This is a genomic window from Sphingobacterium sp. UBA6320, from assembly GCF_002440335.1.
In the GTDB taxonomy this organism is placed as follows: Bacteria; Bacteroidota; Bacteroidia; order Sphingobacteriales; family Sphingobacteriaceae; genus Sphingobacterium.
On the sequence record NZ_DJTA01000017.1, the window covers coordinates 104,341 to 120,253 of the forward strand.

Here is a 15,913-nt window from a genome sequence, read left to right on the forward strand (position 1 = left end):
TAGAGAGACGATTTTTTGTGGAACTGGAAATGGGGGGTGTTCTCCTGTTTTTATAGTTTTCTTCTGACTTTCTTCTAACCAACTTCTACCTTTTCTTCAGTGCGCTTCGACCGGGCTTCGAGGCTCCTTCGACTCAACCGCATGAAAAGTCGAAGCCAGCTCGAAGCGGACTCGAAGCGCACTCGTAGCCAGCTGGGCAATAGGCAGAAATTGGTCTGCTATTGATGGGCTGTTGATAGATCTCTTAATGCAAAAATTTCCTGTTTTCAATTTATTTTCTGTCGCATGCAGTCGGTCATCGGTCAAAAACACGATGCCGATCGGTCAAGGCTCGGTCTTTCAACTTATTGCTATTGATTCCTGATTTAATGCGTCTTATGTTTGTTATGTCAATGGATGATACCGGTATAAAAAAAACCTTGACTTGAATTAAAAAAATATGGGAACAATTGTACATGGAGCAAATGGTGGCTTTAAGGGTAAAGCCGGCTCCGTAATCGGGAGTAGCTGGAAAAGTATCAACTACATCAAGGGTCTTTATAAAAAAAGATCCAAGCCCTCGTCGCAACAGCAGATGGTGCAGCAGGAAAAATTCAAAACATTGATGCGTTTTCTACTGCCGATCAATGTCTTTTTGCAGATCGGGTTCGGTCGTAAAAATATGGAAAAAGTAACGCCGATCAATGCGGCTTTTCAGTTTAATCTCAAAAAGGCGATCAGAGGCACTTATCCCAACTTTGAACTCGACTATGCCAAGGTCAGCATCTCCGATGGTACGCTGTATGGTGCAGGGACGCTCGGTGTGCTGTACACCGCAGGTGAGCTCAGCTTCACCTGGGATACGGGTGTCAGCGACAACTTCAAGACCTATGGCGACGACCTGGTGTACGTATTGGCTTACCATCCGGAAAAAGATGAGTTTATGTCGACTCCGAATCCGGGGACGCGTGCCAATGGGGAAATCAACTTTATCGTTTCGGATCATCTGCAGACAGGTTCGGTTCACACCTGGATTTTCTTGTCCAACCGGTCGAAAACCAGAGTATCCAAAAGTGTGTATCTGGGAGAGGTACAGCTCGACTAATGCACCTATGGGGTCAGGCCGATCTGGCTTGCCCCCTGATTTCAAAAGATCAATAGATATGGCTAAAAAAATAGGCAGTCCTGCACAAGAGCGTGCAAGGGCTGCATTTAAAGCGGGGATTGCCTACCTGGTTCCGCTGAAGGACTTGGTCGAGAAAGGCTATGCTGAAAAGGCTAAACGAAAAAAATCATTTGCATCAGCGCTCGCGCTGGGCCATCTGCTGCGTACGGCGATCCACATTGTGGATGGTGAGCCGCAGGTGGATCCATCCAAAGTGCTACTGAGCACGGGTACCGTGGCTGATGTGCAGGTTGACCACATACACCGTTACCCCGATCGGATTGAAGTGACACATTGCTGGTTTCCTGCCGCATATAGTGCCGCCGATGATTACCTGACGCTCTGTGCCTATCAGGTAGAAAAAGGGTATGCTTTTCTCAATGAGCTGACCTGGAGGAGGCGGGAGGGTAAAGTCATCTTACCCTTGCGAAAAGAATTTCAGGATGATGGCCTGCACCTCTATCTGATGGTGGCAGAACGTACGGGACAAAAATATGCACGTTCGCAATATTTAGGTTATTCAACAGCATGAAAACAAAACATATCCTGCTGCTCCAACGGATTTATGGGGCAAATGGAACAAATGGAACTTTGACGTATCGCGGTGAGCTGATCTGCCATACGATCGAACTGCCAGATCGCAATAATATTCCTCGGATCAGCTGCATCCCGACGGGTCAATATCGATTGCAAAAACGGCGCTACCCCAAACATGGGGAGCAGATCGGTATTCCGCATGTGCTGGGGCGGGAGGCGATTTTGATCCATGCTGCAAATGATGCGCAAAAAGAACTGCTGGGCTGTATCGCTCCCGTCACGACCCTCACGGGTGAAGGAAAAGGACATGCAAGCGGTCAAGCGCTGGCCAAACTCAAGGCGCTGGTCTATGCTTTTTGGGAAAAAGGTGAGGAGGTGTATTTGGTGATTAAGTGACAGAGTAACGAAGTGATCAAGTGACCAGGTAACGAGTGATCAAGTGACGGAGTGATCAAGTGACGGAGTAACAAGTAACCAAGTAACGAGTGATCAAGTAACGGAGTAATAAGTGATCAAGTAACGGAGTAATATGTGACCAAGTAACGGAGTAATAAGTGATCAAGTAACGAGTGATCAAGTGACGGAGTGACTTTCTAACCTACTAACTCCTTCACTTTCTAGCTTCTGACTAACATTCAAAACATGAAAAAAATAATAACAAAAATAAACCGTGCGCTGCAGGTGGTCCTGCTTGCGCCGATTAAATGGCCTGGTAAGGCCTTACAGATGTTCAAATATATCGCACTGGGGCTTGGTGTGGTGGAAACGGTGTTGGACGATCCAGACAAAAAGGAAGCGGAGGAGTCTCCGCCAACGGAGAAGGGCACCGCGCAAAAAGAAAAGGAGGTGCCCGATGAAAGGGAATGATATCCGGATCGGGACGCTCGGTGGCACGCTGTGTTCCATCTACGCGAGCTTTTCTTTTGGTGACCTCTTGCAGACGGCACTTATGGCCGTGGTCGGTACGGCCGTAAGCTATCTGACCAGTAGGCTATTGGGAAAATGGAGGCGTAAATAGCAAGAAAGAATAGGCTTATGTTGTGTCATGCATAAGCTTATTCGTTTTTCCGGATCAGATTGTGGATGCTTATCATAGACCACTTTCCTAAGTTGTTCGCTTTGACAAGCGATGTTTCTCGATATCATTTTATAGCTGGGATGCAATTGTTATCTGTCATTTTCGAACTTTCTTGTGGTCAGTTTGTTATACTGGAGATGGTCTTCAGGACATGTGCACATCCATGTCCGGACAAGCTTTTTTTCAGTCCATGATAAAAAATAGACGAATAGGGCATCTTCATTTTGAACTTAAATCTCTTGAACAATGGCTTTAGATAAATACCGAGAAAAACGAGCGCAGGATAAAACGACCGAACCCTTTGGAGGTCAATCTTCGGGTCAGGAATTACGGTTCGTAGTCCAGAAACATGATGCTTCCCACTTGCACTATGATTTTCGGCTGGAAATGGAGGGAGTACTCAAAAGTTGGGCTGTTCCGAAAGGTCCATCGCTCGATCCGGATATCAAGCGACTGGCCATGATGGTCGAAGATCACCCTTATGATTACCGAACGTTTGAAGGCATCATCCCAAAAGGACAATATGGGGGTGGTACGGTGATTGTTTGGGATGAAGGGACTTACGAACCTGCTGAACCGGTAGCGGGAGACCTCAAAAAACAAGAAAAAGAACTGCTAAAGCAGTTAAAAGCCGGCAAATTGAAATTTAAACTCAACGGTAAAAAGCTCAAAGGCGAATTTGCTCTGGTGAAAGCTTACGGGAAATCTGAAAACAGCTGGCTCTTCATGAAACTGAAGGATAAGTACGCCAGTAAGAAAGATATCACGCTAAAAGACAAGTCGGTTATTTCTAAAAAAAGTATTGCCCAGATGGAGAAGTCCCCTGATCACGTCTATGGCAAGAAAATCATCAAAAAAGGTAGTACGGCAAAGGACAAACCTGCTGGAAAGAAAAAAGCAGCTGCCCGTATCGACGAGCAGATCGCAGATGCTGGAGAAACGGAGCGAACGGATGTCGATGTAGCGAAACTACTGAAAAAGGCTCCTAAACAAGCATTTTATAAGCGCGTAGAACCGATGCTTGCGACACTTACGGACGAGCCTTTTGACCATGATGGGTGGCTGTACGAAGTAAAATGGGATGGCTATAGGGCCGTTTCATTTCTGAAAGGTGAAGAGGTCGAGATCAAATCACGCAATGATAAGAGCTTTAATGAAAAATTTTATCCCATCTACCAAGCCCTAAAGTCCATGAAGCTCGACGCGGTTTTAGATGGTGAAGTCGTTGTCGTAGGAAAAGAGGGCCATGCCAATTTTGGTGCCCTGCAGAACTGGCGAAGTGAAGCAGATGGAGAATTATTGTATTATGTTTTTGATATCTTATGGTACAACGGCAAGGACCTCACACACCTGGCCCTGTCCGAAAGAAAGGGGATACTCGAAGAGATTTTGCCCGAAAGTGATCTTATCAGATTGAGCACTCCGTTTTACACTTCAGGCATTAAATTTTTGGAATCGGCAAAAAAGATGGGATTGGAAGGGATTATGGCAAAACGCATGGATAGCCTTTATCATAGCCATACCAGAACAAAAGACTGGTTGAAAATTAAAGCCAACCAACGTCAGGAGGTCTTAATCGGCGGTTTCACTAAAAATGAAGGTTCCAGTAAAGCATTCAGTAGCCTCCTCGTCGGTGTCTACCAAGACAAAGACCTGGTCTACACGGGCAAGGTGGGCACCGGTTTTAGTGACAAACTGCAACTGGAGCTGCTCGAAAAATTTAAAAAGCTGACCCGCAAAACTTCTCCCTTTAGTACAAAGCCCGATGTCAATAAAGCTTCGCGGTTTCGTCCAGATCCGCCGCATGCGGATGTTACGTGGCTGAGACCACAGCTCATCTGCGAAGTGAGCTTTACAGAAATGACAGCAGATGCTGTGATGCGTCATCCTTCATTTCTCGGTTTACGGGAAGACAAGGACCCCAAAAGCATCGTATTGGAAAAAGAGTTATCGACCCGTCAGGTTGTCGACGGATCGGATGATCAAATAACCATAGCTCCAGGAAAAATGAAAAAGACTTTACTGAATCCGAAGGATCAAACACAGGTCAAAAAAATCAACAAACATGAACTCAAGTTCACCAACCTCGATAAGATTTTTTGGCCTAAAGAGAACATTGCAAAACGTGACCTGATCAATTACTACCATCAGGTGGCCCCCTATATATTGCCCTATTTAAAAGATAGACCGCAGAGCATGAACCGTTTTCCCGACGGTATAACAGGGGAGGGATTTTATTTTAAAAATGTAACCGATAGTGCTCCTGATTGGGCAGAAACCTACTTATATACAAGCGAAACGGATGACAAAGACAAGCAGTACCTCGTCGGGAAGGATGAGGCGACCTTGCTGTATATGGCCAATCTAGGTTGTATCGAAATGAATCCCTGGAGCAGTACGGTCAAAAAACCGGACCATCCGACCTTTTGTATTATCGACCTTGACCCCGGTAATAATTCATTTGATCAGGTGATCGAGACGGCACAGGTGACCAAAGAAATACTGGATAGCATGCATGTACCCTGCTACTGCAAAACAAGCGGCTCTACCGGTCTGCATATCTATATTCCTTTGAATAATAAATATACGTATGAACAGTCCAAAGAATTTGCCCGCGTCATCGTGACGCTCATCAATCGACAGCTTCCAGACTATACGACGTTGGAACGTACCATCAAGGACCGCAAAGGGAAGATGTACCTGGATTTTCTGCAGAACAGACCGCATGCTACCATTGCTGCTGCGTACTCGGTACGGCCCAAACCTGGTGCCACCGTTTCGATGCCCCTGCATTGGGACGAAGTTAAAAAAGGCTTAAAAATGAGCGATTTCACCATTTTTAATGCATTGGAACGACTTGAAAGTGAAGGCGACATCTTTAAACCAGTTTTGGGTAAAGGCATTGATCTCAAAAAGATCATCGACGACTACAGCAAAAAGTAGCTTGCAACCGTACGAAAAGGCAATGGTGGGATCCCGTCCATTGTTTTTATAAACCATTTTTAGGTCTATTGGATAACCGCTGGCTCGTCCTAAAAAGGCTATTTGGCATCTCCTAGATCATAGAAGGATTGCTACCGCGCTATGCACTTTTTGCGTAGCATCCTATCGTACGCTTGAGACTGATGGAGACCAATAGCAGGCGAAAGAAACAACTTGGGTTAATGCCATTGACAATCTTGCCAATCGGTCAACATATGGAAGAGTAATCCGACAGCAATAATGCGCGTTTTTGGAAAAAAAAGTAACACGAAGTATACTGCAATGGCATAATAGGAGTGAAGTGGATGATAGCCTATGCTACAACGCCCAGGGTCGAAGATCGGTGTCGCTAACAAATGATCCAGATCCACGAGCATCGTACCGATCATAATCAACCAGGCGCGTTTCCATTGTTCTCTAAAAAACAGATAAGCCAATAATCCTGGGACTAAAAAATGTAAGCTGTAATGAACAAGCGGTTGTAAGTACTGTAATCTGTCAAGATCCATGGATAAACAAAATATTAAATGAACGCTGGGCTTTATAAACGCTTTACTTAATGCAAATATAGCATCCAGCCGCAGAAACTGACTTAAATCTGGATAAATTTATCGATTTGTACCAAATGGATAGGATAAGCAGTCAGGTAGAAGATGTTTATCTATCACTTCATAGTATTAGATTCTCATATTTTCAAAATGAAAAAAGCCAGCTTTAAGTAAAAAAGCTGGCTTTTGTTATAAAATGAAAATTTGGGATACTTTTTTAACATGTAAAACTAACACAACCACAACATGGTGTGGAAGAAAATTTTCTTGCTATTTTAATTTCCATATTTTTTAACCTTTATAGGGCTTCTTTGCCGCTTCGATCAACTCCTTCATTTCTAGTTTTATATAGTCAACATTCGGAGTAGATCCGGTTAAGAAATACCGAATATTTCCCTCCTTATCGATAATAAATTTAGCAGGAATACCTTTCACACCAAATTTAGCAGCCATTACCTCACCAGTTTGAGGATCTTTTTGATCATCAAAAAGAACTTCAAAAGGATAATTATTTTTTGTTATAAAAGCCAACACATTTTCTTTATAATTTTTGTCGCGTTCCCAAGTATTCATAAACAGGAATTGAACATCTTTATCATTTGCATATGATTCCTGCGCAGCTTTCATACCCGGAAATGAGCGCACGCAAGGCTGACACCAAGTCGCCCAGAAATCAAGGACGACAACTTTTCCTTTTAAACTGGCCAGCGACACTTTTTCACCTTTTAAATTGAGCAACTCAAAATTCGGAGCAGGTTTGAAGGTCTCCATTTCTTTAATATGGTCACGTATATTCTGTGTTAACGTTTCTTTTAATGATGCATTGAAATTTTCGTAACCCTGAGCAGACCCGTTCAATTCCAAGTAGAGTTTTTTAAGATCATTCTCAACAGCAAATTGTCCTTTAGTATATAATTTCGTCAAGATATTATACGCCTCCAGTTTCCGTCCTGTTCCCATCAACGATTTATAGTAAACCATTGCTAATCCGTCAGCTTGTTCAGGAGCCGCTTTTAGTGCATTTTCTATGTATCCAAGTGCATCGTTATATTTTTTTTGAGCTACTAAGATATTGACATAAGCAGACATAGAGCTGGCATATCCCATAGAAGCGAATCTTGCTTTATTGTCTTTCTGATCCTCGGGCAGGCTTAGGTAATAATAACTGTCATCCATAGCAGTTTTTAGGAGCGGTGCTGCAGTTGCTGTATCTCCTGCCGATAATAATATCTGACCTACGGGCAGATATCCATTGCCACGCCAAAATTTTTCTTTCATTTCGCCAAGGTAATGGATAGCTTTAGGAGCATTTCCATCATTTGCAAATCCCTGTGCTAAATTGGCTAGAACATAATCATAGGTCAAAAGTTCTTCGCTGAAGTTTTTGGCTGGCCACTTCTTGTTCAGATCATGATAAGCTTTTTCCTTCTCTTGGACAGTAGGTGCGTTGTAAAAAACATTGGTGATAAAAGCATCGCGGGTCAGTGATCCCTTAGGATACTTTTTCTTCGCAATAGCTTCTACCGAAGCCTGTTGCTCTTCCTTTCCCAATGATCGTAGGATATTGATTGTTGTGCGGAACTCTTGCTCTGTTTTATAGCCCTTAATTTCGGTTAAAAGTACATTTGTAAGCGAATCTTTTTGAGCTGTGCTGCCTTTTTCTATTATAGGGAGATATTTTTGAAATTTGTCCCCCGATGCCTTTTGTGCCATAGCATTAGCTAGGGCAAAAGTCAAGGCAATGGTTAAGATTGTTGTTTTCATTTTTTAATGATCTGTTATTGGTAATAATTTACTGTTATTGGTAATAATTTAGTTTTCGTATCCAGGATTTTGCGTCAGTTTAGTGTTGATCAGAATTTGAGCCTGTGGAATTGGAAAAAGCACATCTGTAGATTGCCAGTTTGCTTTAACGGGTGAAAGCACTGCAGTGGCACGTTCAGTCCGTTTAAGATCAAGCCAGCGATGACCATACTCGCCAAAAAATTCATGAAGTCGCTCTGTTTCTATCGCGGTCAATAATTGTGTTTCGTTACTGCCACTAGGGATAGCCGTTAATCCGGCACGAGTACGCACAGCATCAATGTCAGATCGTGCACCGCTAAGATTATTGAGTTTGCATCTAGCTTCCGCGCGTATCAGGTACTGTTCTGCCAACCGTAGCATGATATGATATTCTGCACCTGTTCCAGAAGCTACTTTATACTTCGTGATGGCATAGTAGTTTTTACCTGAAATGGTTTTAAGACTTGTCCAATTTATTTTTCTTAGATCAGTTGTGGATGATGACTCGAAACTGTTGTATACTGCATCGGGAAGCGTATAACCTGGGACAGCAGTCGCCGCCGTAATATAGTTTGCTCCGAAAGTTGTGACACCCGTCAGATTTCCCAACTGAAGGATAACTTCGTTGCTCGTGTTTTGGAAGTTTTTGTCTGGAGCAGGCATACCATAATCAGATGACTGCAATACTTTGGTTGCATACAATTCGGCATTTTGATAGTCTTTTTGATATAAATATACTCTAGCCAATAGGGCGCTGGCGGCAGCTTTATTGGCCCGTCCTCTTGGACTGGCAGTTGCATCATAGTTGGTCTGCATTTTACTCTCTGCATCTTTGAGGTCACTGACGATCTGATCATAGACCTGCTGTTTACTTGCCCGTGGTAGAGAAGCATCTTCAAATGCATAGAGGTCATTCCGCAATTGTAAAGGGACATCACCATATAAATTCACAAGATAGAAATAAGCATAAGCTCGAAAAAATTTAGCTTCACCTATCAGCTGATCTTTTATAAGTGGCGTGAGGGAATTGGATGCATCCAAGCCTGAGATGGCATTGTTGGTATTCTTGATCAATTGATAACTATTATACCACAGGTTAGCGACATTATTGTTTGTATTTAAGATATTGTTACTTGCAAACTCTGTTATACCGGCATCTGTCGCATTATATTGAAGATCGTCTGCCGCTATTCCAGTAAAGAATGTCGTCGTGCCAGACAAGTTAATATTTAATACTGTGCTATACAATCCACGGATCACACTGTTTGCGGATGCATCCGATGCAAACGCATCTCCAGTGATAACTTGAGTCGGTGGAGCACCAAGATCCACAAATTTTTCGCAAGAACTAAATAAAAGTGCTCCATTGGTCAGGATCAGCGATATGATGATTTTATTGTTTAATTTCATTGTTGTACGTTTTAAAATTGACAGTTAAATCCAAAGACAATTGTGCGCAATGGAGGTAGCACTTGTGCGATAGTGCCCGTGCCTAAACCAGAGGGACCGCCCTGGACGGTAGTTTCCGTATCCAGTATATACTTGTTCTTTGCCCAGGTAAACAGATTCTGGCCCTGCATAAAGACATTGCAATTGGACATTTTCAATCGCGAAGTCCAGCTTTTGGGCAGGCTGTAGGAAAGGTTTATAGATCTCAATTTAATATAAGATGCATCCCCGTAGACAGCATCAGAGCTACTGTATAGATTGTATGAATTGTTTAAAGCAGTTCCTGCAGGCGTAGAAGTTGGTGATGACGGTGTGATCGCTCCAGGAATATCTGTATTCGGATTTGTTGGAGACCATCTTCCAAGCCAGTATTCATTCTGGTTAACCATTGCTCCAGGTCTTGTATTTAAAATTTTGGTCACTCCAAATCGATGGTTAAACTGGAAAAATACACCCAGCTCAAATCCTTTGTATGAAAACGTATTGTTAAATCCTCCATAAAATGGTGTTCCTAAGTCAGCAACATAGCGGTCGTCTCCATTGATAACGCCATCACCATTGCGGTCTTCATAAGTAGCGCTGCCAGTTGCTTCATCTACCCCCTGATAATGATAAAGACGGATCAGATTGAGCGGTTCTCCAACGAGAAAACTGCTCGCATAGAATGTATTTTCAATTCCTGGAAATTCCACTAATTTATTTTTATAGAATGTGAAGTTGGTCGATGTTTTCCATGTGAAATTTTCCGTAGCAATATTGGTGGTATTCAATTCCAGTTCCAGTCCCGTATTTTGAATCAGTGCAGGAAGATTGGCCTTATAACTATTATAGCCCACTTGAGTACTTAGGATAACGTCTGTAATCTGGTCGCCTGAGCGGTTTCTAAAATAGTTACCTGTGAACAAAATACGGTCTCTCAAGAAACCAAGGTCAAGGGCAAATTCCATCTTTTTGGTTGTTTCCCATTTGATATATTCATTAGGCAGTGTCCCAATGTTCATCGAGGGATTATTTAGATAAGCTGTAGCAGAGGAGTAAAGCGGCAGATACATATAGTTTGATATCTGATCATTCCCGGTCGTACCATAACTTGCTCTCAGTTTACCGAAACTGAGGAACGGCAGCTTGTCCTGCACAAAATCTTCTTTGCCAAATACCCAGCCAAGGCCTATCGCGCCGAAATTTCCAAACCTGTTTTTTGGACCAAAACGTGAAGAACCATCTCTTCTAAATGTTCCGTTAAATAAGTATTTCTCATTCCAGTCATAATTCACTTTTCCAAATACTGCATTGTATTTGTAATAAACAAGATTGTTGTTCGCGGTGAATGTTCCTGCCGCACTGAGCGATCCTAAAAGTGCATCATTGCTATAATTAGATCCATTAGTTGTCTGTGAGCGGGAGGAATTCTGCTGGAAACTCGTACCGATTAATGCTGTTAGTTTGCCTTGACCTATATTTTTGACGTAATCCAGTGTGGGTTCGATAATCCAGTTCTCCGCTTTTGTATTGGAAAAAGCCGATGAGCCCAATGGATTCGTGAGGGTATTATTTAAGGATGAAATCGGTGTCTGGTTATTTTGGTTGAGCTGTGTTATGGTGTACCCAAAATTTGTTTTAACGGTCAGCCCGGGGATAATCTTATAGCTCAGGTTTGCATTTGAAATGAGGTTGTTAGTCGTTCCTATATATTTTCTGTTGAGCATAGCAATAGGATTGTTGATCCCTGCTGATGAGGGTAGCCAATAAAATCTTCCATTGTCGTCATAGATAGGGTAGTTAGGAGGCAGGTTATACATCGAAGTAATATCCGCAGAGGGCATATCCGAATTGTCATTGGCGTAACTGACAGATAGTGCCGCATTAAACTTCTTGTCTGCAGACGTATGATCCAGGTTAAGACGAGAGGTAAACCTGCTATTTTTGCTATCTCCATAGAATACTGTGCTTTCGCGTCTGTATCCGGAGTTAAAGAAAAAGCGTGTAGACTCATTTCCGCCCGACATATTCGCTTGCATATCCGTAATATGGCCTTTATTGCCGATCAGCATTTTTTGCCAGTCTGTCGATTTATTCTGGTCCCATAACAATAGGTCTGGAGCATTTGTTGCCGTTGGTACCGTACCATCATTAGCAAAAGCTTCCTTTCTCAAGGATAGATATTCTTCCAGATTCATCATCGGGATAAATCGATTCACTTCCGTAAATCCGCTGTTAAAATTAACACCGATGCGCGTACGTCCTGATGATCCTTTCTTTGTCGTGATCAATACCACACCATTGGCGCCGCGGCTACCATAAATTGCTGTAGCATCGGCATCCTTGAGTACATCTATACGTTCTATGTCAGAAGGATTAATCATACTAAACGGACTCAGACCACCAGAAGATCCAGAAATGCCAAAAGAGTTTAGATTGTCGGTCGCAGGTTGACCACCGTTAAAATTAGTGAAAGGCACCCCATCAATAACGTACAAGGGAATAGATCCTGAGGTCGTTCCGCTTAATGAAGCCTGGTTTCTGATCTGTATCTGTACCGCACTTCCTGGCACACCGTTATTTTGGGCAATCAAGACACCTGACATTCTACCGGCTAATGCTGCTAGTGGATTGCTTACAGGTTGAGATGCAATATCTTTAGCTGTGATCGAAGCTACGGACCCTGTATTTAATCGACGTGTTGTCGTTCCATATCCGATCACGACAACTTCTTCTAAACTGCCTTCTGCAGGCTTCAATCGGATAGGAGTAGCGTTTGCAAGAAGCTGCTTGGCCGAAACCTCCACCTTCTGATATCCCATGAAAGAAAATATGATGGTTATATCTTCATTGGGTATCCTCAATCCCCACTGTCCATTCACATCAGTAGCTGTACTTGTCTGTATATTTCGGTATGCCTCTTTTTGCCAGTCTTTTATGATCACGGACACACCTGCTAACGGAGAGCCATTTTCATTAAGTACTTGTCCGGCCAAATGTGGTTGACTTTGTTTCTTTTCTTTTATAGCTATGATATTATTATCCAGCAATTCCCAGGTCAGATTACTTCCTGAAAGAGATTTTGATAGTACATCTTTAATACTAATTTTGTCAGCTATAATATTTATTGTTGAATTGGGAAGTATAGCCTTACTGAAGAACATTTTGTATTTACTGTTTTCATTGATGGTCTGAAATACGTCTTCCAGCTTGCCGGCCTTTATGGATACATCAATTTTTTCAGTTTGTGAATAGGCAAAACTCTGCACATGCACAGTGCTGAGACAAACCAGAAGCAGTGCCAATCTGGATTCTTTTTTAAATTTGGGTACTGTTTTGTTCATATGAGTTATGTAGGTTAGTTTGTTTTAAAATAGCTGTATTTGATTTTTACCCGTCTTTTTGATCTGGAAGTAATTAACAGTCTGCAGTGCTTTTAATATATTGTCTAGATCTTCATTTTCAAATGTCGCAGAGAAGCGTTGTATAGCAATTTTGCTACTTAAGATCTGTATTTCCACACCATACATACGTTCCAGTTTGAGTACAATATCTGCCAATCTTTCATCACGGATGGTCATCCGTTTTAGCATCCATTCTGTTTCGAGTGCAGTACCGTCTTGATTTGAGAGAACTAAAGGCTGGACTGCAACTGTGGCATATTGCAGAGAGACAACTTTTGGCTTGGTGGATTGTACATGGTTATGGATATCCGCGTTATGGATATCCGCATTAGATAGAACAAACTTTTCATTCGGGTTCAAGATAAATTTTTTATCCGTATGGCCAGTTTTCCATATCGAAACTTTCCCCCGTATTAAAGCAGTCTCTGCATTTCTTTCATTTTCATAGTCACGAACATTAAAAGCAGTTCCCAAGACACTGATTTCCATTCTTGGGGTGTGGATGATAAAAGGTTTTTTAGGATTTTTAGCGACATCGAAAAATGCTTCACCGATTAAAATCACTTCACGTTTAGAAGAGTCTTTAAAAGAATTAGGATAAATAATTCTACTGGATGCATTGAGTGTAATTTTTGTTCCATCTTCTAGCGTAATATGGCGCTGTTGTCCGTTTGCTAAGTTGATTTCTATATTTTTTAAGCTACTGTTTTTATACAGATATTGATATGCAATTGAAATACAGAAAAGTGCTACAGTCGCGGCAACAGTAAGTTTAATCATACTGATTTTTCGGACAGGTGTTGGTGAAATTCTGTTTAAGACATTTTCCTGGATCCTTCTTTTTATTTCATGTTGTTTTTCAGGATCAAGTTGATCCAAGATATCTGGGCGTGATGAAAAACTTTCAAAAAAATTTTCAACAATTTCTGATTCCTCTTCATTGCATTTACCTTTTAGGTATTTATCTATAAGATTTTGAAGCCTTGGGTTATGATGTTCCATTTTTGATTAGTACAGTATATATATACAGTGTACTTAAACAGGAAGATCGTACTAGTCTCAAAGTAATTTATTTGCAACTTATTTGAAATCAGTGAAATAAAGTAAGTATAAAGAGCAAAAAATGTTGAATAATCAATTTTCTTAGTTTAGCAATGGAGATACCTAAATGGTTTTGTATGGTATTTTGTGAACTTTGAGTCATTTCGCTTATTTCTTTGGTAGAAAGTTCATCGAGATATCTCATTTTAAAGATTTCTTTTCTTTTCTGTGGCAGATGGGCAATCCAATCTTCTATTAGAGATTTTAAATCTTTTTGTGCATATTGATCATATTCGGAAATCTCGTGTTGCTGCATTAACGATAGATTTTCTTCGAGCATTGATTTTGTTCTCCTATTTTTCCTGTAAATTTCAAAGACTTTAAATTTCATACAGGTCCGCAGATAGGCCTCAAGGTTCTGGATTTCTCTCACCGCTCTCTGTTGCCAAAGGTCTATAAATACATCTTGTACCACTTCTTCACAAAGAGCCATATTATGAAGTCGTTTATAGGACTCATTGATTAGAAGAGACCAGTATTGCTCATAGATCATGTTGAAAGCCTCCAGATCGCCAAGTTTTAGACGCTCCAGCAAACTCTCCTTACTATGCCCTATATGTTCGTTTTTCATTATAATATTTGTATGCACCAATTGGTTTTGGTTTCCAAATTTTTAAGTAATATTGTATTCTGTTACAATTATAGTAATATTTATAGCTTTTAGCAACTTTATTGCCAATTTCATAACTATCACTATTGTTAGAATACGTATGAAGTCGGTAGTGGTATCAATATTTGAATGGATAGAGCTACTCGTGGTTTCTTAAATAAGAATTATATTCATAGTGTTAATAATCAATTGGTTTATTATCGAAGTTAACGTTTATTTTTGAAGAAAATGTCTTTACTTCTTACTTTCGAATATATTATTGTATTTAAATTTTGCAGTATGGATATACTGAATTTTTTATTGCACACTTCCGTTTTTTCAATATTTATTATCGTTTTATAATTTAAGATCGCAACTTCTTATTTGATTTGTGGAATCGAGTCCAATAGGTATTTGAAAAGTACAACATATAATGTCTTTAAATTACAGATCATGAGGATTATGTGGATAACCAAAAATGTAGTGAAATGTGTTCACGTCAGTAAAGAGAGTATTTATATTCGATTTAATTTAGGAGGCGTTGGTTGCTTAAAATCATTTCAAAAAAATGAAAAAAACGATAAATTATAACCGGTATAAGCGCTGATTTCATGCAGAAAATCTTATCTTTGTTTAGAATCAATCTACATAAATATCAAAACAAAAATGAAGAAAATTATCGTTCTATTGTTGTTAGCGCTTGGTAGCGGAAGTCTTAGCATGGCACAACAAAAAGCAAAAAGAGAAGTACTGCCTGCAGAAGTTCAAATTAAGATAGCAGTACAGGCTGCACCTACCGAGTTTAGAGAAGGGGCTCAAGTATATGGTTATGATAGTGAAGGAAAGTTTGTTGTTTTAAGACCGGGTACCAATGATTATATCTGCTTAGCGCCAGATTATAAACTTCCGATGCTATACGCGTATGCGTATCCAAAAAGTTTGGAACCATTTATGGCTAGAGGTAGAGCATTGATCGCGGAAGGAAAACGTAGAGAGCGCGATGATATTCGCGAACAGGAATTTAAAGCTGGTAAATTGATCATACCACAACAGCCGACGATGCTATACGCTTATTGGGGTTCTTTGGAACAGCTTAATAAAGAAACGGGAGAGATGGCCGATGCAAAACGCCGTTATGTGCTGTATGTTCCTTTTGCGAAAGCTGCAGATCTAGGTATGGCAAGTAAACCAACTGTTCCGGGTATTCCATGGTTGATGGATGAGGGTAGTTACAAAGCACACATTATGATTAATCCCGCAGATATGGGCCATTCGCACGGACCTGCAAAATAAATTTTTGATCATAAAAAAGAGCAG

Annotated in this window: 12 protein-coding genes; 6 read left to right on the forward strand and 6 right to left on the reverse strand. The window is 41.1% G+C overall.

The window, feature by feature from the left end; genetic code table 11:
- The first annotated feature begins 439 nt into the window (after positions 1-439).
- The 5 genes from B3P23_RS10480 to ligD all read left to right on the forward strand — a co-directional run bounded on the left by B3P23_RS10480 (position 440) and on the right by ligD (position 5,702).
- Complete coding sequence (locus tag B3P23_RS10480) at positions 440-1,084, forward strand: DUF6266 family protein (RefSeq protein WP_293925762.1); 645 nt, start codon at positions 440-442, stop codon at positions 1,082-1,084.
- Positions 1,085-1,142: 58 nt separating this feature from the next.
- On the forward strand, positions 1,143-1,676 hold the full coding sequence (locus tag B3P23_RS10485; protein WP_281047098.1) for a DUF6266 family protein: 534 nt from the start codon (positions 1,143-1,145) through the stop codon (positions 1,674-1,676).
- Positions 1,673-2,077 (forward strand): DUF5675 family protein, encoded by a 405-nt coding sequence (locus tag B3P23_RS10490; RefSeq protein WP_281047099.1) that lies wholly within the window; start codon positions 1,673-1,675, stop codon positions 2,075-2,077. The genes B3P23_RS10485 and B3P23_RS10490 overlap by 4 nt, the downstream gene beginning before the upstream one ends.
- A 246-nt stretch (positions 2,078-2,323) precedes the next feature.
- A complete protein-coding gene (locus tag B3P23_RS10495) occupies positions 2,324-2,548 on the forward strand; it encodes a hypothetical protein (protein ID WP_260949434.1) in 225 nt (74 codons plus the stop codon).
- 457 nt (positions 2,549-3,005) lie between these two features.
- Positions 3,006-5,702 (forward strand): DNA ligase D, encoded by a 2,697-nt coding sequence (gene ligD, locus B3P23_RS10500; protein WP_293925765.1) that lies wholly within the window; start codon positions 3,006-3,008, stop codon positions 5,700-5,702.
- A 218-nt stretch (positions 5,703-5,920) separates the two neighbouring features.
- On the opposite strand, the gene B3P23_RS10505 is transcribed toward ligD, so the two are convergent.
- The 6 genes from B3P23_RS10505 to B3P23_RS10530 all read right to left on the reverse strand — a co-directional run bounded on the left by B3P23_RS10505 (position 5,921) and on the right by B3P23_RS10530 (position 14,578).
- The gene (locus B3P23_RS10505; protein ID WP_293925766.1) at positions 5,921-6,250 is read right to left on the reverse strand and encodes a DUF6122 family protein; all 330 of its coding nucleotides are present in this window, start codon (positions 6,248-6,250) and stop codon (positions 5,921-5,923) included.
- A 330-nt stretch (positions 6,251-6,580) separates the two neighbouring features.
- Entirely contained in the window at positions 6,581-8,053 is a 1,473-nt protein-coding gene (locus B3P23_RS10510) for a TlpA disulfide reductase family protein (RefSeq protein WP_281047107.1), read from the reverse strand.
- A 48-nt stretch (positions 8,054-8,101) separates the two neighbouring features.
- Positions 8,102-9,484 carry a RagB/SusD family nutrient uptake outer membrane protein gene (locus tag B3P23_RS10515; RefSeq protein ID WP_094772187.1) on the reverse strand — a complete coding sequence of 461 codons (1,383 nt, stop codon included), beginning with the start codon at positions 9,482-9,484 and terminating at the stop codon, positions 8,102-8,104.
- A gap of 11 nt (positions 9,485-9,495) precedes the next feature.
- Positions 9,496-12,846: a SusC/RagA family TonB-linked outer membrane protein gene (locus B3P23_RS10520; RefSeq protein ID WP_293925769.1), complete on the reverse strand. Its 3,351-nt coding sequence runs from the start codon at positions 12,844-12,846 to the stop codon at positions 9,496-9,498.
- Between the two features lie 24 nt (positions 12,847-12,870).
- The gene (locus B3P23_RS10525) at positions 12,871-13,908 is read right to left on the reverse strand and encodes a FecR family protein (protein ID WP_293925771.1); all 1,038 of its coding nucleotides are present in this window, start codon (positions 13,906-13,908) and stop codon (positions 12,871-12,873) included.
- An 88-nt stretch (positions 13,909-13,996) separates the two neighbouring features.
- Positions 13,997-14,578 (reverse strand): RNA polymerase sigma factor, encoded by a 582-nt coding sequence (locus B3P23_RS10530; RefSeq protein ID WP_281047109.1) that lies wholly within the window; start codon positions 14,576-14,578, stop codon positions 13,997-13,999.
- A 684-nt stretch (positions 14,579-15,262) separates the two neighbouring features.
- Between B3P23_RS10530 and B3P23_RS10535 the strand changes: the two genes are divergently transcribed.
- Entirely contained in the window at positions 15,263-15,889 is a 627-nt protein-coding gene (locus B3P23_RS10535) for a hypothetical protein (RefSeq protein WP_094772184.1), read from the forward strand.
- Positions 15,890-15,913: the final 24 nt, after the last annotated feature.